Source organism: Serratia sp. ASV30 (assembly GCF_016428815.1).
Taxonomy (GTDB): domain Bacteria; phylum Pseudomonadota; class Gammaproteobacteria; order Enterobacterales; family Enterobacteriaceae; genus Chania; species Chania fonticola_C.
The window spans coordinates 45849-64101 of record NZ_JAELTL010000032.1 but is presented as its reverse complement, the minus strand read 5'-3'; the positions used below and the strand labels follow the sequence as shown (position 1 = coordinate 64101).

The 18253-nt window shown below is 54.7% G+C and carries 14 protein-coding genes; 7 read left to right on the top strand and 7 right to left on the bottom strand.

Annotated elements, in window-relative coordinates; genetic code table 11:
* Positions 1–108: 108 nt before the first annotated feature.
* On the top strand, positions 109–441 hold the full coding sequence (locus JHD74_RS15345; RefSeq protein WP_199063015.1) for a hypothetical protein: 333 nt from the start codon (positions 109–111) through the stop codon (positions 439–441).
* 200 nt (positions 442–641) lie between these two features.
* Here JHD74_RS15345 and uraA read toward each other — a convergent pair whose 3' ends face one another.
* A complete protein-coding gene (gene uraA, locus JHD74_RS15340) occupies positions 642–1931 on the bottom strand; it encodes a uracil permease (RefSeq protein ID WP_021178765.1) in 1290 nt (429 codons plus the stop codon).
* Between the two features lie 120 nt (positions 1932–2051).
* Complete coding sequence (upp, locus tag JHD74_RS15335) at positions 2052–2678, bottom strand: uracil phosphoribosyltransferase (RefSeq protein WP_024484908.1); 627 nt, start codon at positions 2676–2678, stop codon at positions 2052–2054.
* A 255-nt stretch (positions 2679–2933) separates the two neighbouring features.
* Between upp and purM the strand changes: the two genes are divergently transcribed.
* From purM to speG, 3 genes are all read left to right on the top strand, one after another.
* Positions 2934–3971 carry a phosphoribosylformylglycinamidine cyclo-ligase gene (gene purM / locus JHD74_RS15330; RefSeq protein WP_199063012.1) on the top strand — a complete coding sequence of 346 codons (1038 nt, stop codon included), beginning with the start codon at positions 2934–2936 and terminating at the stop codon, positions 3969–3971.
* The gene (purN, locus tag JHD74_RS15325; protein ID WP_024527055.1) at positions 3971–4609 is read left to right on the top strand and encodes a phosphoribosylglycinamide formyltransferase; all 639 of its coding nucleotides are present in this window, start codon (positions 3971–3973) and stop codon (positions 4607–4609) included. The genes purM and purN overlap by 1 nt, the downstream gene beginning before the upstream one ends.
* A gap of 112 nt (positions 4610–4721) precedes the next feature.
* A complete protein-coding gene (gene speG / locus JHD74_RS15320) occupies positions 4722–5279 on the top strand; it encodes a spermidine N1-acetyltransferase (protein ID WP_024527054.1) in 558 nt (185 codons plus the stop codon).
* 42 nt (positions 5280–5321) lie between these two features.
* On the opposite strand, the gene JHD74_RS15315 is transcribed toward speG, so the two are convergent.
* Complete coding sequence (locus JHD74_RS15315) at positions 5322–5828, bottom strand: DUF1993 family protein (protein ID WP_024527053.1); 507 nt, start codon at positions 5826–5828, stop codon at positions 5322–5324.
* A gap of 309 nt (positions 5829–6137) precedes the next feature.
* Here JHD74_RS15315 and JHD74_RS15310 point away from each other — a divergent pair, with 309 nt between their 5' ends.
* Positions 6138–6878, top strand: coding sequence for a polymer-forming cytoskeletal protein (locus JHD74_RS15310; RefSeq protein ID WP_233169550.1), 741 nt, complete (start codon positions 6138–6140; stop codon positions 6876–6878).
* A 12-nt stretch (positions 6879–6890) separates the two neighbouring features.
* Here JHD74_RS15310 and pstB read toward each other — a convergent pair whose 3' ends face one another.
* From pstB to JHD74_RS15295, 3 genes are read right to left on the bottom strand one after another with little or no spacing between them, the layout of a single operon-like run.
* On the bottom strand, positions 6891–7703 hold the full coding sequence (pstB, locus tag JHD74_RS15305) for a phosphate ABC transporter ATP-binding protein PstB (RefSeq protein WP_074031434.1): 813 nt from the start codon (positions 7701–7703) through the stop codon (positions 6891–6893).
* A gap of 28 nt (positions 7704–7731) precedes the next feature.
* Positions 7732–9384: a phosphate ABC transporter permease PstA gene (gene pstA, locus JHD74_RS15300; RefSeq protein ID WP_199063011.1), complete on the bottom strand. Its 1653-nt coding sequence runs from the start codon at positions 9382–9384 to the stop codon at positions 7732–7734.
* Positions 9381–11540: an ABC transporter permease subunit gene (locus JHD74_RS15295; RefSeq protein ID WP_199063010.1), complete on the bottom strand. Its 2160-nt coding sequence runs from the start codon at positions 11538–11540 to the stop codon at positions 9381–9383. The genes pstA and JHD74_RS15295 overlap by 4 nt, the downstream gene beginning before the upstream one ends.
* A 255-nt stretch (positions 11541–11795) precedes the next feature.
* On the opposite strand from JHD74_RS15295, the gene ppk1 reads away from it, so the two are divergent.
* Positions 11796–13859, top strand: a complete 2064-nt coding sequence (gene ppk1 / locus JHD74_RS15290) for a polyphosphate kinase 1 (protein ID WP_024486375.1) — start codon at positions 11796–11798, stop codon at positions 13857–13859.
* A 10-nt stretch (positions 13860–13869) separates the two neighbouring features.
* Entirely contained in the window at positions 13870–15429 is a 1560-nt protein-coding gene (gene ppx / locus JHD74_RS15285) for an exopolyphosphatase (RefSeq protein ID WP_024527048.1), read from the top strand.
* Between the two features lie 346 nt (positions 15430–15775).
* Here the strand turns inward: ppx and JHD74_RS15280 are convergent, their stop codons facing one another.
* On the bottom strand, positions 15776–18019 hold the full coding sequence (locus JHD74_RS15280; RefSeq protein WP_024527047.1) for an EAL domain-containing protein: 2244 nt from the start codon (positions 18017–18019) through the stop codon (positions 15776–15778).
* Positions 18020–18253: the final 234 nt, after the last annotated feature.

Here is an 18253-nt window from a genome sequence, read left to right as displayed (position 1 = left end):
CCCCCCCCCCCCCCCCCCCCCCCCCCCCCCCCCCCCCCCCCCCCCCCCCCCCCCCCCCCCCCCCCCCCCCCCCCCCTTTTTTAGTTGGCATCGTCGTCAGCGTCAGATGTGTATAAGAGACAGGGCGACAGCGATAAAGATGATGGAAGAGGTAAATTCTCAATAACTGCAAACTTTAATGATGGAAAGAACACTTACTTTATCAGACGTGATATCATCGTCAGCTACCAAGTTGACGATAATGGCTTGTATTTTTTTAAAACCCTCTATATCAATAAATATGCCCGAGATACCATCCCTGAAAATATCGAAAAACGCATTGTGCCAGATGTTTTTTCTAAAATAAACAGTTTGTCAGGCTACACCATACGTCCAGCAGGTAAGCAAGGGTACTTTATCTATGAAACCGACATTCCGGTCTTTTACTGTAATCGGTTATAAGCGGGCAACCTATGGTAGATGCACGCCCCTGTTGCTCAATAGCCTGCTATCATGATGCAGCAAGCAGGCTATCGTGGGCCTGGAAGCACTCAAGAGACATCGCCTGACCATGAAGCCAATATTCCCACCGTTAAGGTGAGTAATATTGGCACAATCACCATCAGGCCCACTCTACCAGCAGGCTAATAGACCTATGCCGATTATTTTTGGTCCAGTCGCTCTTCTGGCACATCGATCACTTCTTCTTCCTTGCGGTACAGGCTGATCAGTTTGAACAACAGGCTCAGGCCGACGCCGACGATGGTCGCCAATGCCATACCTTTCAGCTCTGCTGCACCGATATGCACTTTCGCGCCGCTAACGCCGATAATCAGGATCACCGAGGTCAGGATCAGGTTCTGCGCCTTGTTATAATCCACCTTGGATTCGATCAATACGCGGATACCCGAAGCACCAATCACGCCATACAGCAACAGGGAAACACCGCCCATTACCGGCACCGGTACCACCTGGATCGCCGCCGCCAGCTTGCCTACGCAGGAAAGCAGAATGGCCAGAATTGCCGCTCCACCGATCACCCAGGTGCTATAAACCTTGGTGATGGCCATGACACCGATGTTCTCACCATAGGTGGTGTTCGGTGTAGAGCCGAAGAAGCCGGAGATCACGGTGGAAATCCCGTTGGCAAACATTGAGCGGTGGAGGCCTGGATCGCGCAGCAGGTCTTTTTTAACGATGTTTGCCGTGACTACCAGGTGACCAACGTGCTCGGCAATTACCACCAATGCCGCAGGCAGAATGGTGAAGATGGCAAACCACTCAAAGCGCGGCGTGTAGAAGGTCGGCAAGGCAAACCAGTGTGCGTCACGGATTGGCGTCAGATCCACCACGCCCATAAAGAACGACAGCGCATAGCCTACCAACACACCAATCAGGATCGGGATAATCGCCAGGAAACCGCGGAACAGCACCGAGCCTAATACGGTAACACCCAGCGTCACCAGTGAAATAGTGATGGTCGTGCTGTCTGCGGAGGTGCCTTCCGCCGGTAACAGCCCGGCCATGTTGGCCGCCACGCCCGCCAGCTCCAAACCGATGACGGCAACGATTGCGCCCATCGCCGCAGGCGGAAACATCACGTCCAGCCAGCCGGTTCCGGCTTTCTTGACGATCAGCGCGACCAGGCAGAACAGCACGCCGCACATGATAAAGCCACCCAGTGCAACCTCATACCCCAGCGGCAACAGCAGCAACACCGGTGAAATAAACGCAAAGCTGGAGCCCAGATAGGCCGGTATCTTGCCCTTACAGATAAACAGATATAGCAATGTCCCCACGCCGTTAAACAGCAGTACCGTCGCCGGGTTGATCTTGAACAGGATTGGCACCAGCACGGTGGCCCCGAACATGGCAAACAGATGCTGGAAGCTGAGTGGGATGGTCTGGAACAGCGGCGGGCGTTCACTAACGCCGATGGCGCGACGGGTCATGGGGTGTTTTTCCTCTGAGTTAGTATCAGTTGTGTTGGCTTGGTGATCAATGCTCAATGGATTGTCAGGGTTGGCAATCCAAAGGGCATTAAAAAGCCGACTCTCAGGTCGGCTTATTTATTATTTGGTACCAAATATCTTATCACCTGCATCACCCAGGCCAGGCACGATGTACCCTTTGTCATTCAGACATTGATCGATCGAAGCGGTATACAACTCAACATCTGGATGCGCTTTCTCCAGCGCGGCGATCCCTTCAGGAGCGGCGACCAGCACCAGCACCTTAATGCTGCTGCAACCGGCTTTCTTCAGGAGGTCGATAGTGGCGATCATCGAACCACCGGTAGCCAGCATTGGGTCAACCACCAGCGCCATGCGCTCATCAATGTTGGAAACCAGTTTCTGGAAATAAGGGACCGGCTCCAGGGTTTCTTCATCACGATAAACCCCAACCACGCTGATACGAGCGCTCGGTACGTGCTCCAGCACCCCCTCCATCATGCCCAGACCGGCACGCAGGATTGGCACTACGGTAATCTTCTTCCCTTTAATCTGCTCAACTTCAACCGGCCCACACCAACCTTCGATGGTAACTTTCTCTGTCACCAGATCGGCGGTCGCTTCATAGGTCAGCAAACTACCCACTTCAGAAGCCAGCTCACGAAAGCGTTTGGTGCTGATATCGTGTTCGCGCATCAGACCAAGCTTGTGCTTAACCAGCGGGTGTTTCACCTCAACGATCTTCATCATTTTTCTCCTATTAAGGTGGTTGACGGCCAAAAAAATCGCCGGATTATACCGCCTTTTGCTTCCGACGCCACTACCAATAGCCGGATCGAGATCAACAAAAGCGTGATCAACAGTATAGAAGACGAAAAGTTCGAGCGGGCTCACATGGTTCTCGCAAACGTTTGCTTGCGCTGTTAGAATTGCCGCGCCTGGTTCCGGCACCACCGCCGGAAGCACCGTTCTCAAACCGCAAACCGTCGTGGGGATCGCGCAGTGACCGACAAAACCTCTCTCAGCTATAAAGACGCAGGTGTCGATATCGATGCTGGCAACGCATTGGTAGACCGCATCAAAGGTGTAGTGAAACAGACCCGCCGCCCGGAAGTGATGGGTGGACTGGGCGGTTTTGGCGCCCTGTGCGCGTTGCCGCAAAAATACCGCGAGCCGATACTGGTTTCCGGCACCGACGGCGTGGGCACCAAGCTGCGTCTGGCGATGGATTTAAAACGCCACGACACCATCGGTATCGATCTGGTGGCGATGTGTGTTAACGATCTGGTGGTTCAGGGCGCTGAACCCTTGTTCTTCCTCGATTACTTCGCTACCGGCAAGCTGGATGTGGATACCGCCGCCAGCGTGATCACCGGGATTGCCGAAGGGTGTAAACAGTCCGGCTGTGCGTTAGTGGGTGGCGAGACCGCCGAAATGCCCGGCATGTACCACGGTGAAGACTATGACGTCGCCGGTTTCTGCGTGGGCGTGGTTGAGAAATCCGAGATCATCGACGGCAGCAAAGTACAGTCCGGCGATGCGCTGATCGCTCTGGGCGCTTCAGGCCCGCATTCCAACGGTTATTCGCTGGTGCGCAAGATCCTCGAAGTGAGCAAGACCGACCCCACCACCACTGACCTGGCAGGCAAACCGCTGGCAGATCATCTGCTCGAGCCGACCAGGATTTACGTCAAATCGGTACTGGAATTGATCGAGAAAGTGGAAGTGCACGCGATTGCTCACCTGACCGGCGGCGGCTTCTGGGAAAACATCCCACGCGTGTTGCCAGAAGGGATGCAGGCGGTGATCGACGAATCGAGCTGGCAGTGGCCAGCCGTGTTTAGTTGGTTGCAGCAAGCGGGCAACGTGAGCCGTCATGAAATGTACCGTACCTTTAACTGCGGTGTCGGTATGGTGATTGCGCTGCCACAGGAGTCGGTAGAAAAAGCCATCGCAATATTGACCGCCGCAGGTGAAAAAGCCTGGCAGATTGGTAAACTGGCCGCTTCTTCTGACGAACAACAAGTGGTCATCCAGTGATGAAAAAGATTGTGGTGTTGGTCTCCGGCCAGGGGAGTAATCTCCAGGCACTGATCGACGCCTGCCAACAGGGCCGGATCGCCGCCACTATCGTGGCGGTATTCAGCAATAACGCGCAGGCTTATGGCCTGCAGCGTGCCGAAGAGGCTGGCATTGCCGCTCAAGCGCTGGATGCCAAAGCCTTTGCCGATCGCGAAGCCTTTGACGCCGCGTTGGCGCAGGCTATCGACCAATACCAACCCGATCTGGTGGTACTGGCCGGTTATATGCGCATTCTCAGCAACGCCTTTGTGCAGCACTATGCCGGGCGCATGCTGAATATCCACCCTTCCCTGCTGCCGAAATACCCTGGGTTGCATACCCATCGTCAGGCTATCGACAACGGCGACGCCGAACATGGCACTTCGGTGCATTTCGTCACGGAGCAGCTCGACGGTGGCCCGGTGATCCTGCAAGCCAAGGTACCGATCTTCCCCGGTGACGAGGAAGATGAAGTCATTGAGCGGGTGCAGACCCAGGAACACACCATATACCCTCTGGTGGTGAGCTGGTTTATTGAAGGGCGGCTGGCAATGCGCGATAACGCCGCCTGGCTGGACGGCGAACGCCTGTCAGCACAAGGTTATGCCGCCGACTGATCCGCAATTTAACCGCAATCTAAACGGTGCCTTTCACGGTACCGTTTTTTTTCGCCTTGAATCTGTTGCTGGGGTTATACTTTTGCCAGATTACTGATACCTAGGAGATTGTATGTCGAGCACCACCAACGTCAGGCTGCGCCCGCTGGAGCGGGAAGATCTGGCGTTTGTTCACCAGATGGATAACAACGCCAGCGTCATGCGCTACTGGTTCGAAGAACCTTATGAAGCCTTTGTCGAGCTTTCCGATCTGTACGATAAACACATTCACGATCAGAGCGAACGGCGTTTTATCATCGAGCATGAAGGGGCCAAGGTCGGGCTGGTTGAACTGGTAGAGATCGACCATATCCACCGCCGCGCCGAATTCCAGATCATCATCGATCCGGCGCATCAGGGAAAAGGCTACGCCAGCACCGCCGCCAAACTGGCGATGGACTACGGCTTCTCGGTACTTAACCTGTATAAGCTGTATTTGATCGTCGATAAAGAAAACCCGAAGGCGATCCATATTTACAGCAAGCTGGGCTTTGAGGTCGAAGGCGAACTGATTGACGAATTCTTCGTTAGCGGCGCATACCGCACCGTGCTGCGCATGTGCATCTTCCAGCCGCAGTATTTGGCGAAGTTCAAGACTGCCCAGTCTGGTGATAAGCCATTGGTTAAATAACAGCCAATCGGGGAGATATTCTTCTCCCCGAAAGATACAGAATTACTTCGCGCCCAGATAATCCCATTTCCCCACTTCCACACCCTGATTACGCAGGATGTTATAGGCGGTGGTCAGGTGGAAATAAAAGTTGGGGATGGCGAAAGTCAGCAGGAAATCTTGCGCGGTGAAGTGGAAGTCACGCGTTTTGCTTTTAATCTCAATGTTGCGGTCATCGGCCTCGGCAAAATCTGCCGCCTGGAAGCCCTGCACATAGGCGATGGTTTTTTCGATACGCTGGTATAGCTCGGCAAAGCTGGCTTCGTTATCCGGCATGGACGGTACTTCCTGCCCGGCTAATCTGGCCACTGCGCCTTTGGCAGCATCGCTGGCAATTTGTACTTGCCGCAGCAGTGGAAACATATCTGGCGCCAGTCGAGCTTCTAACAGCACGCTTTCAGCCTGCTGCTTCTGCTGCAAGAACTGCTCACCTTTTTTCAGTAACGCCGACAGGATCTGCAAACCACGGACAAACTGCAATGGGGAATGGGCATAAATCGATAAAGACATACAACCTCCAGATGTGAGTGACCAGCCATCTTACGCCGGTTGCCGGAGTAATGTCGTTGAGTTGTTTGACAGAGTGTGTCCGCACTCGATATTCATGCAAAAAATCAATTTAACCTTTAAAATCATACAAATAATCAATTTTTTGGCAACTTCAGAATATCCTGGGTTGGTCAAGCGAGTGGTGAATTAGCTAGCATTATTAGGTATCATCACTCGCTACTACGGATAGCCCTACAGGAACCGTCACGCTGGCTGCCGCCTGGCATCCCGCACTTTCGCGGCGAATGGACTTCAAACGGCCTGAAAAACATGCGTAATTACAACTTATTATGGTGTGTCTGGGGATTATGGGCGCTGTCCATCGTTCTCTGGCTGACAGGGATCAGCTTCACCGGTATCTACTTAAAACGCGCGCTGCTGGCCGCCTTGGTCCTGGCACTGTTGGCAACGCTGGCGTTTATCTACAAAATAACAAGGATGGATCAAATGCTATCATTCAATAAGAAAAATAAAGCCGTTAGTGAGGAAAAAGCGCAGGAGCTGATCGATCAGCCCGTGCCTCAGCCGGCTGCTCACTCTGAGCCAAACGCCCTGCCTGAAGTTGCCGACGCCATCAAGCCAATCCGTGCCAAGAAGGACACCTTTATCTCCAATGGTGCGCTGTTCACCGGTGTGATCGAAGGCGATGGCAATATCATTGTCGAAGGCCGAGTTGAGGGAAACATCATTTGCAGCCACATGGTGCGCATTGAAACCAGCGGCCATGTCAAAGGCGAGATCCGCGCCCAGCAAATCATGATCAATGGCCCCGTTGAAGGCCGTTGCTTCGCCGACTCGCTGTCAATCCAGCCGAAGGGCAGCATGCGCGGTGATATTTTCGCCGACGAAATCTCCATCGAGAAAGGCGGCCTGTTTATTGGTCAGTCCCAACTGATGCAAAAAACGCCTCCACAGGCCCAGCCCGCTCAGGCAAAAGTGACCACACTGAAAAAGGTTGAAACTGAACAGCAGGAACAACCGACCGCACAGCCGAGCAAGCATGCCAATTAAGCTCCTCGCCCGTCAGCCATAGCGGCCAGTAATGTAATCCTCTGTACGGCGTTGGCGTGGCGAAGTGAAAATCGCGTCGGTATCGTTATATTCCACCAGCGTCCCCTGGTGGATAAACGCCGTATAATCTGAAACCCGCGCAGCCTGCTGCATGTTGTGGGTCACCAGCACCACGCTGTAGCGCTGTTTCAGCACCGAAATCAATTCCTCGATGGTTAAGGTGGAAATCGGATCCAGCGCAGAGGTCGGTTCATCGAGCAACAACACTTCCGGTTCAACCGCGATCGCCCGTGCAATCACCAACCGCTGTTGTTGGCCGCTGGATAGGCGGAACGCATTTTCCCGTAACCGATCTTTCACCTCATGCCACAGCGCGGCGGCACGTAAGGATCGCTCCACGGCTTCATCCAGAATGCGCCTGTCACGGACGCCCTGTAAGCGCAGGCCGTAAACCACGTTTTCGTAGATCGATTTCGGGAACGGGTTTGGCCGCTGAAATACCATGCCCACGCGCCGCCGCAAAGCGGCAACGTCAATCTGCGGGCCGGAAATGGTTTCGCCATTAAGCTGCAGTTCGCCGTCAATCCGGCAGCGCTCCACCAGATCGTTCATCCGGTTAAAGCAGCGCAACAGCGTCGACTTGCCGCAGCCAGAAGGACCGATCAGCGCCGTCACCCGGTGTTTGGGAATGCGCAGGGAAATATTGTGCAGCACCTGCTTGTCACCATAAAACAGATCCAGGCCGTTGACCGCCAGCGCGGTATGCTCATCGGCAAGATGCTGGACGTCCAACCGGGGTAGGCTGCCCGGCGTTATCAGACTCATTTGGCACTCCCCAAAAGATTTAACCTTGTTACTGCGACCATGCTTTATACCGCTCCCTTAGCGAATGCCGGATACCCATTGCCGTCAGGTTCAACCCAACAACAATTAACACCAGCAGGAATGCCGTGGCAAACACCAGTGGCCGCGCTGCTTCTACGCTGGGGCTCTGAAATGCCATATCGTAGATCTGGAAGCTCAGGTGCATGAATTTACGTTCCAGGTGCAAATAGGGGAAAATATCGTCCACCGGCAGCACCGGTACCGATTTCACCACGCCAACCAGCATCAGCGGAGCTGTTTCCCCAGCCGCTCGTGCTACGGCCAGGATCAGGCCGGTCATCATCGCCGGTGCCGCCATCGGCAGCACGATCCGCCAGAGGGTCTCCGCCCGGGTGGCTCCCAGAGCTAATGACCCTTGGCGCAACGAAACGGGAATGCGCGACAACCCTTCTTCAGTAGCGACAATCACCACCGGCAAGGTCAGCAAGGCCAGGGTCAAGGCGGCCCACAGCACTCCCGGTGTGCCGAACGTTGGGTTCGGCAAGGAGTCGGCGTAAAACAGCCGATCGAGCGAGCCTCCCACCATATAGACAAAGAATCCCAGACCAAATACCCCGTAGACGATCGACGGCACCCCTGCCAGATTCACTACGGAGATGCGGATCAGCCGCGTCAGCAGATTATTACCGGCATACTCGTGCAGATAGACGGCGGCAATCACGCCAAACGGCATCACCACGATCGACATCAGGATCACCATCAACACGGTACCAAAGATCGCCGGGAACACGCCCCCTTCGGTATTGGCTTCCCGTGGGCTGTCGGTCAGAAATTTTTGTATTTGCTTGGTCCAGTGCGCCAGCTTCTGCCCGCTGCTCATGTCGTTCGGATACCAGGCATCGCGCACCTGGCTCAGGGCAATGGTGTGAACCTGCCCGTGCATGTCGCGCAGCAGTAAGGCATCACGCTGGCGATCGCGTTCCAATCCTTGCAGCTTGCCTGCAAGCTGACGGTATTGGCGTTGCAACTCCTGCCGTTCGGCACGGATAGAGGCTTGCCAGCGCGCATCCAGCTTATTCTCACGCTGCAGGCTCTTTTCATGCAGGCGTAAATGCTCAAACTGTTCGTTAATCCGTGCCATGTCGCGAAACTGAATATCATGTGCCTGTCGCGTCAGCGCCGCAATCTGCGGCAAGCGCTGTTGCAACGCCTGGCTCAGATCGCTGCCGGTTAACGGTTGGCCATCTTCCAGTAAACCGGCCAGGTAGCCGTAAGCGGTGCCGCGACTGTTGCGCTCCAACACCAATAAGTCGCGAGGGGTGGTCATTTTACTGACGTCACTGGCCAGCAAAGTACGAAAATCCTGCCCTTCGTTTTCCCGGTTCCCCACTTTGATCAAGTAACGGATAAAGCTTTGTGCTTCTCCTGGTGGCAATGCAACACCGGCGTCTTGCAATTGCTGGCGCGAGATCGTCTGCCGTTGATACAGCTCACCCACGACCGTTACCGGGCCTGCGGCCGTCTGATTCAGCTCGAACTGATAGACTGGGCTGGGCCAGAAATAACGCGTCCCCTGCCCGGCCAGCAGCAGTAAAATGCCGATCAGCGCCAGCAGGCTGATGGCCACCGATGCCGCCGTCAGCCAAATCCACGGGGAGCCGCTTTTAACCCAGCTTCTCATGGTGTCTCCTGGTTCAGCGTATAGCGCTTACGCAAGCGTAAACGTACCGCCTCCGCCAGCGTGTTAAACACAAAGGTAAAGATGAACAGCACCAGCGCGGTCAGGAACAGGACCCGATAATGGCTGCTGCCCGTGACGGCCTCTGGCATTTCGATAGCGATATTGGCCGCCATCGCCCGTAAGCCCTGGAACAGGCTGCCGTCGATCAGCGGCGTGTTGCCGGTGGCCATCAGCACGATCATGGTTTCCCCCACCGCGCGGCCAAAACCGATCATTAGCGCAGAGAAAATACCGGCGCTGGCGGAGGGCAGCACCACTCGCAATACGGTTTGCCACTGGGTGGCCCCCAGAGCCAATGAACCCCGGCTAAGCGAGGCTGGCACGCTGAATAACGCATCCTCTGCCAGCGAAAAGATAATCGGCACCAGTGCGAAGCCCATCGCCACGCCCACCACCAACGTATTGCGCTGATCGAAGTCCTCACCCAACCAGAAATGCAGCGGTTCACCAAACAGCTTAAGCTCCAGCCAAGGTCCTACGGCAAGCGCCAGCCAAACCGTTAGCACCACCACCGGTAACAGCAACAGTAAATCCCAACCCGGTGACCAAGGCCGCCTCATAAATCGGTTAACCAGCCAACTGCATAACAGCACGACCCCTGCCAACAAGAACGGCAAAGCCAACACGGCCAGCAGATAACGCTCGATCATCGGTGCCAGCCAGATACCGGCCACCAGCCCAATCACCACCGTTGGCAACGCGCCCATCACCTCGACCGCCGGTTTGACGACCCGCCTTAACCCTGCCGACATAAAGCAGGCGGTATAAATCGCCCCGGCCAACGCCAGCGGGATGGCGAATAACATGGAGTACGCCGCCGCCTTGAAGGTGCCAAAGATCACCGGCATCAGGCTGAATTTAGCCTGGTAGCTATCTTCCCCCGAGGTGGATTGCCACACATAGGCCGGCTCAGGGTAGTTCTCATACCACAGCCGCTGCCACAGTGAACGCCAGGTGACGTCTGGATAGAGATTATCCACGGCATAATGCTGCCAACCCTGGGCCGTTTCCAGCAACAGACCGTCGCCACGTGGGGCAAACGCCATCTGTTGTACGTTGGCGGGGAGCTTGTCCTTGAGCAACGGCTTGGACTGGATACTGGAAAACAAGGCGAACTCGCCCTGCGGCTGCAAGGTGGCGAATACCCGCCGATACGGCTCGGCGACCAACAACTCCTGCGTGGTAGTCTGATGGGCAAATTGCTGTATCGGTGCTAACTGGTAGCGCTGGTTTTTCTCCACGTCAAACCATTCACGCAGGCTGCCGTCGCCAGCCTGGATCAGTAATGCGCTCCCCCCTGGCAACGCCGTCAGGCGGTAGGGAGGATGTTCACCCAGGATTCGCGTTTCACGCAGCTGCGGTTGCGTCCCTTCAATCTGATAGCGGGCCAGTTGGTTACCGATTAACAGATAAAGCTGGCGGCCATCCGGCGTTAGCAGTAGTTGTTGTGGTGCGTCGGCCAAAGGGATTTCCGTGGGTTGGCCCTGAAGCGTCGGGCTGAAACGCCCAAACAGCAGCCGATTGTCGTCCGTTACCGCCGCCAGCAGGAAATTGGCCTGGCGGACTTGTGCCAGGCTTAGCAATGTCAATGCATGCCCATGGGGATCAAACGCCAAGGGCTCCTGCCCCAGCGGGAAACGCCACTGGGGTTCACCACCGCCCGCCGGTGCAAAATCTGCTTGGGCAACCACCAATCGGCCATCCCCGCGAGCCAGGGCAAACAGGTCACGCTCTCCAACCGCCTGAGCCAATAATGTAGGCTGGCTCAATAGCGTTTGCTGTGCAGGGTTATTGCTCGGTGCCTGCAACGGATAAAAATGCCCTTCCCCCTGGCGATCGATGCGATAACCAATACGCTGCTGTACGTCCATCCCAATGGCCAGCGCCGGGGAGCTGTAGCTCATTGGCAATACGCGCGAAGTGCCTAGCGAGGCCGGTTTGAACAGCGGTAAAACCGAAAGCAAGAGATAGACAAAGATCAGCATCAGCGTCATCAATACCAGCAGCCCGCTGACGGTCACGGCCCCTTGTACGCCACGATCAACGTGCGCACGCAGGCGATCCCGGGGATGTTGGTTAAGCGTTGTCTGTGCCATTTGCCTGTCGTCGGTTCCGTTGTCGGGCTTGCACCCAAAGATAACCGGGCATCTTATGTCAGTTTTGTGACGTTTGCATGACAAAGTTGCCGGGTACCACGATGGAGGAATAACAATTTGTGGCGGGCAATGCGGCGGGATAACTCCGCAGATATGTTGGACATTGTTGTCAATCTCTCGCAATAATGAAGAAGGACACTAGAGCGGTATTCGGCGATAAGTCCGATCCTTTTCTAAAATTGAACTGGAGTAGCAATGGGTCAGGAAAAGCTCTACATCGACAAAGAATTAAGCTGGTTATCCTTTAATGAACGCGTGTTGCAGGAAGCCGCAGATAAGAGCAATCCCTTGATTGAGCGCATGCGATTTCTGGGCATTTACTCCAATAACCTGGATGAATTCTACAAAGTCCGCTTTGCCGATCTGAAACGGCGCATCTTGATTAGCGAAGAACAGGGTTCAGGTGGCGCTTCACGTCATTTGCTGAAAAAAATTCAGGCCAAGGTGCTGAAGACCGATCAGGAGTTCGACGGCCTGTACAACGATCTGCTGCTGGAGATGGCGCGCAACCAGATCTTCCTGATCAACGAGCGCCAGGTGTCGGAGAACCAGCAAATCTGGCTGCGGCAATACTTCAAGCATCATTTGCGCCAGCACATCACGCCGATCCTGATCAATCACGACACCAATCTGGTGCAGTTCCTGAAGGACGATTACACCTATCTGGCGGTGGAGATCATTCGCGGTACGCGCATCGATTATGCGTTACTGGAAATTCCTTCCGATAAAGTGCCCCGTTTCGTCAATCTGCCGCCGGAAGCCCCCCGCCGACGCAAGCCAATGATCCTGTTGGATAACATCCTGCGCTATTGCCTGGACGACATCTTCAAGGGCTTCTTCGACTATGACGCGCTCAACGCCTATTCGATGAAAATGACGCGCGATGCAGAATACGATCTGGTGACCGAAATGGAATCCAGCCTGTTGGAACTGATGTCGTCGAGCCTGAAACAGCGCCTGACCGCCGAGCCGGTACGCTTTGTGTATCAGCGCGATATGCCCAACGAGATGGTGGAGCTGCTACGCAACAAGCTGGGGATATCCAATTACGACTCGGTGATTGCCGGTGGCCGTTACCACAATTTTAAAGACTTCATCAGCTTCCCGAACGTCGGCAAGGCCAATCTGGTCAATCGCCCGTTACCGCGCCTGCGGCATATCTGGTTCGATAAATTCCGCAACGGCTTCGATGCCATCCGCGAAAAAGACGTGCTGCTGTATTACCCGTACCACACCTTTGAACACGTGCTGGAGCTGTTGCGTCAGGCGTCGTTCGATCCCAGCGTGCTGGCGATAAAAATCAATATCTATCGGGTAGCCAAAGACTCGCGCATTATCGAATCGATGATCCATGCGGCGCATAACGGCAAGAAAGTGACCGTGGTGGTGGAGCTACAGGCACGCTTCGACGAAGAGGCCAACATCCACTGGGCCAAACGCTTGACCGAGGCCGGGGTGCACGTGATCTTCTCCGCACCGGGGCTGAAAATTCACGCCAAACTATTCCTGATTTCGCGCCGTGAAGGCGACGATATTGTGCGCTATGCTCATATTGGTACCGGCAACTTTAACGAAAAAACCGCCCGTATCTACACCGACTACTCGCTGCTGACCGCCGATTCGCGCATCACTAACGAAGTACGCCGGGTATTCAATTTTATTGAAAATCCGTACCGGCCGGTCTCCTTCGACAACCTGATGGTGTCGCCGCAGAACTCCCGCCGTATGCTGTACGATCTGATCGATCGTGAAATTGCCAACGCATTAGCCGGTGAAAACGCCGCTATTATGTTGAAAATAAATAATCTGGTGGATAAAGGGCTGGTAGATCGGTTATATACCGCTGCCGCTGCCGGCGTGAAAATCCGTCTGTTGGTACGTGGCATGTGTTCGCTGATCCCCAACCTGCCGGGCATTAGTGACAATATTCAGGTTATCAGCATCGTCGACCGTTTTCTGGAACACGATCGGGTATACGTTTTCGAAAACAAAGGTGACAAACGGGTTTACCTCTCTTCCGCCGACTGGATGACCCGTAACATAGATTACCGTATCGAAGTGGCAGTATCGCTGCTGGATCCGGCGCTCAAGCAGCGCGTTCTGGACATTCTGGAGCTGCTGTTCAGCGATACGGTCAAGGCACGCTATATCGATAAAGAACTGAGCAACCAGTATGTACCGCGTGGCAATCGCCGTAAGGTCCGTGCACAGGTGGCCATTTATGAGTATTTAAAAGCTCTGGAACAACCGGACAACTAGGCCAGCAACTATGCCGCTAAAAAGCACTGCAACCAATAATAAGCCACAGGAAATCGCTGCCATCGATCTTGGCTCGAACAGTTTCCATATGGTGATCGCCCGCGTCGTTAACGGCGCCTTACAGGTGTTAGGCCGTTTAAAACAGCGGGTACACCTTGCCGATGGATTGGACAGCGAAAACGTGCTCAGTGAAGAAGCCATGGAGCGCGGCTTGGCCTGCCTGGCGCTGTTTGCCGAGCGATTACAGGGGTTCCCGGCGGATAACGTCACGATCGTAGGTACTCACACCCTGCGTCAGGCGGTGAATGCCGAGGTGTTCCTCAAGCGGGCGGAAAAAGTGATCCCTTATCCAATCGAAATCATCGCCGGGCAGGAAGAGGCCCGCCTGATTTTTATGGGTGTCGAACATACTCAGCCGGAAAAAGGCCGCAAGCTGGTGATCGACATCGGTGGTGGTTCTACCGAACTGGTGATCGGGGAGGATTTCGAGCCTCTGCTGGCAGAGAGCCGTCGCATGGGTTGCGTGAGCTTTGCCCACCTGTTCTTCCCAGATGGGGAGATCAGCAAAACCAACTTTAAGCGGGCACGCCTGGCCGCCGCACAAAAATTGGAAACCCTGGCCTGGCAATACCGCATTCAGGGTTGGCAATATGCCTTGGGGGCATCTGGCACCATCAAGGCCGCTCACGAAGTTTTGGTGGCCATGGGTGAAAAAGACGGTTTGATTACCCTTGAACGGCTGGAGTTGCTGGTTGAGCAGGTGTTGCAGTTTAAAAACTTCAGCGCCCTGAGCCTGCCGGGCCTGTCGGAAGATCGTCAATCGGTATTTGTGCCGGGGCTGGCGATCCTGTGTGGGGTGTTTGATGCGCTGGCAATCCGCGATCTGCGCCTGTCAGACGGAGCCCTGCGCGAAGGTGTGCTGTATGAAATGGAAGGCCGCTTCCGCCACCAGGATATTCGCAGCCGCACGGCCAAAAGCCTGGCCGATCACTATAATATTGACCGCGAGCAGGCCAAGCGCGTGCTCGATACCACCGAGCTGTTGTACGCTCAGTGGATGGCGCAAAATACCAAACTGGTGCAGCCACAGTTGGAGGCGCTGTTGAAATGGGCCGCCATGCTGCATGAGGTGGGGCTGAGCATCAACCATAGCGGTATGCACCGCCACTCCGCCTATATTCTGCAAAATACCAACCTGCCGGGCTTCAACCAGGAACAGCAGTTGCTGCTGTCGGCGCTGGTGCGCTTCCAGCGTAAAGCGATCAAGCTCGAAGAGTTACCCCGCTTGAACCTGTTCAAGAAGAAATATTATCTGCCGCTGATCCAGTTGTTACGCCTGAGTACCCTGCTTAACAATCAGCGTCAGGCCACTACCACGCCGGAAACTCTACGCCTGACAACCGATGATAATCACTGGACGCTACGCTTCCCAGTGGGCTATCTGACGCAGAATAACCTGGTACAGCTCGATTTCGAGCGTGAGCAGGAATACTGGAATGACGTGGTTGGCTGGAAACTGGTGATAGAAGAAGAAGGCGAGCAGGACGCAGACGCAAAACCTGCGGCGTAACCCACACCGTATTCAGTACGTTTTGATTGAGATCTTAATGGAATATCCAGCCGTTTGTGCCCCTCACCCCAACCCTCTCCCACGGGGAGAGGGAGCTGACCGGAGTGCTTGGTTAGCCTATGCTGCTTCGGTATATGCGGAGTAGAACGCGGATGGAGTATGGCGCAGAAAAATCAGCGTACTCGATCGGTCCCTGTGGGAGAGGGAGCTGACCGGAGTGTTTGGGTGGCCTATGCTGCTCCGGTATATGCGGAGTAGAACGCGGATGGAGTATGGCGCAGAAAAATCAGCGTACTCGATCGGTCCCCTCTCCCTGTGGGAGAGGGTTAGGGTGAGGGGCATACTCTCAGTCAGACTCTTCGTCTTCCGACTGTGGTTCCATCGGCACTAGAGACGCCAACAACTGAGGTTTACCGATAAAGTAGCCCTGCATATAATCCACACCCAGGCTTTTAAGCGCATCGCGCTGCTCGGCCGACTCGACATATTCCGCCACAATCGACAACCTTCTCATCAGCGCCACTTTACAGATTGACGAAATGATCTGGTAATCCACCTTGCTGGTCAGCATGTCCTGCACAAAACTGCCATCGATCTTCAAGATATCGACATGCAGCTCTTTCAGTCGATCGTAGGTGGCATAGCCGGTGCCAAAATCATCCAGGGCAATGCGGCAACCTAACTGACGCAGCTCTTTCAGCGAGTTCTTGGCATATTTCACATCCTGCACCAGATGAGACTCTGTCACCTCCAGCACCAGTTGATAAGGCTCAATCTGGTATTGCCGCAGGGCATCGCGCACGTCTTGGCACAGGCTTGGGCGACATAGCGAGGACGGTGACAAATTCACTGCAAAGCGCGCGCTAGGCATACCTTCGCGATGGAGCGCCATAAACTGCAGGGTTTGGCGCAGTACCCACATATCCAACTGGTAAGCCAAACCAAATTCATGCACCACCGGTAGAAATTCGTTGGGAGGAATGACGTTACCTTCATCATCCAGCATACGCAGCAGGATCTCATGGTAAGAATCGCCGCGAATCCCGACAATCGGTTGAGCCATCAGCATGAAACCGTCGTTATCTAGCGAACGTTGCACCCAGTGTAACAAAGCGACTTTGCGCTTGATTTCATCCTGCACCACATGATGACCGTTCTGCACGTTTTCAGGCCGACCACTGGTCAGCGACATTTCCGCCAACGAGCTCAATTCCCCCAGTAACAGATGCAGATGTTCCACTTCCGAATAGACTCCACAGTAGCTCATTCCCAGCGGTGGATGGATTGGCAGACCGTTCCACACCAGACGAAACTTCTCCAGCGTACTCTGGATTTTGGCCACCCGTGCCTCACCGTCAGAACCGTTGAGCCGCAGCACCAGATCGTACCCCGGCAGGTGATAGACGTCTTCCCCTTCCTCGAGCACCGTGCGCAGGCTGCCCGCCAATTTCTGTTTGAAGCGGATGCGCAACTGCATACCATAGTTCCGGCTGAGCAAATCCAACTCGGAAATCCGCAGGAAGCACAGCGTAGAGCGCGGCACCTTGGCCAGATCGCGCTTCAATGCGCGCAGGTTGGGCAGGCCGATAACGGGATCTTTCAGAGAGGCGTTTTGCGCCTTGGCATGATCCATTCGCTGGCGAGTGTGCACCGCAGAAGTCAGCAAAATACTGAGGGTGAACGCCAGCATCATTGACGAGATCATGGTCAGGTTATGCAGCAGGCTGTCCCACTGCACATAGCCCGGATAGTTAAAGAACAGCACCAGCAGAGTCGCCGCCCAGATAATACAGTTGAACAGATAACCAAAGCGCATGGCGCTATACAGCATCACCGGCAATAACAGCGTCAGGCTGTAGTCGGGCACCTGCATCGCGTTGGTATCTGCCGTGTGGTAGGCAAGTACCACCACCAAGGCAATCAGCACCACCAACCACAGTTGCAGCTCACTCTTTTTGACCGACGGCGCCATCTCACGGCGGATCCTTCCCAACAGTACGCGGGCAAATTTGGGATTCTTAATGATCCGTAAGGCGAAATAGAACAACTGCATGGAAGACAGGCAGCCAATCAGGATCGCCTGAAAATTGATCAGTGCGTGTAAATGATTACCGTTACCGGAAAGCATGCCGAGTTCGTCCGGCAAAAAATCGAGGCCGATAACCAGCTGTAAACCAAATATAAACAGCACTGGCGGCATCAGCACCAGCCAGATCAGCCGGTATTTACCCAGCTTCAGCTCGGTGAGCCCCACACACCAGCGGCGCTGCGACTGGCAGCGATAGCCCCACCAGCAAATGCTCAGACATCCCACATACAGCAACGTCATGATCACGTCGACTTCGCTGCCGGAACGGTTGGAGTAACGGATGAGGATCGCCAAAGCGATGCCTGGCATGGCACGCCAGTCATAAACCATCAGCAAAGAAAAGCAGACCACCAGCGGTAGATAAACCAGATACACTTTGCCATCAGGCAGCATCAGGCGTGGCGATAGCCAGCCTGCAAGCGGCACCAGCAGCAGGCTCAGCACTATAGGCTGCCCCCACCAACGGTCACGTAAATTATTCCAGAACTTTAAAATACCCATCAAGACACTGTATCCGCTAAGGCGTGATTCACTTCGTCGCTTAAGCGTTTTAAATCGCAGAAAAGGCAGGATCCGATCCCACCACAGAACCATTCGGGGAGCAAGCTGAGACATGCACTTCCAGCATCAAGAATGGCTGTGAATTCTATTCTCTGCGATAGCTTAAGATTTGACCACGATCAATTAATAGAGAAAAGGCTAAGAAAAATCCATACGCCACTTCATAGGCTGATA

What these genes read in the sequence shown, in the direction of transcription:
- uraA (WP_021178765.1), bottom strand. Translation starts at nt 1,931, where the DNA reads ATGACCCGTCGCGCCATCGGCGTTAGTGAACGCCCGCCGCTGTTCCAG.
- upp (WP_024484908.1), bottom strand. Translation starts at nt 2,678, where the DNA reads ATGAAGATCGTTGAGGTGAAACACCCGCTGGTTAAGCACAAGCTTGGT.
- purN (WP_024527055.1), top strand. Translation starts at nt 3,971, where the DNA reads ATGAAAAAGATTGTGGTGTTGGTCTCCGGCCAGGGGAGTAATCTCCAG.
- speG (WP_024527054.1), top strand. Translation starts at nt 4,722, where the DNA reads ATGTCGAGCACCACCAACGTCAGGCTGCGCCCGCTGGAGCGGGAAGAT.
- JHD74_RS15315 (WP_024527053.1), bottom strand. Translation starts at nt 5,828, where the DNA reads ATGTCTTTATCGATTTATGCCCATTCCCCATTGCAGTTTGTCCGTGGT.
- JHD74_RS15310 (WP_233169550.1), top strand. Translation starts at nt 6,138, where the DNA reads ATGCGTAATTACAACTTATTATGGTGTGTCTGGGGATTATGGGCGCTG.
- pstB (WP_074031434.1), bottom strand. Translation starts at nt 7,703, where the DNA reads ATGAGTCTGATAACGCCGGGCAGCCTACCCCGGTTGGACGTCCAGCAT.
- pstA (WP_199063011.1), bottom strand. Translation starts at nt 9,384, where the DNA reads ATGAGAAGCTGGGTTAAAAGCGGCTCCCCGTGGATTTGGCTGACGGCG.
- JHD74_RS15295 (WP_199063010.1), bottom strand. Translation starts at nt 11,540, where the DNA reads ATGGCACAGACAACGCTTAACCAACATCCCCGGGATCGCCTGCGTGCG.
- ppk1 (WP_024486375.1), top strand. Translation starts at nt 11,796, where the DNA reads ATGGGTCAGGAAAAGCTCTACATCGACAAAGAATTAAGCTGGTTATCC.
- ppx (WP_024527048.1), top strand. Translation starts at nt 13,870, where the DNA reads ATGCCGCTAAAAAGCACTGCAACCAATAATAAGCCACAGGAAATCGCT.
- JHD74_RS15280 (WP_024527047.1), bottom strand. Translation starts at nt 18,019, where the DNA reads ATGGGTATTTTAAAGTTCTGGAATAATTTACGTGACCGTTGGTGGGGG.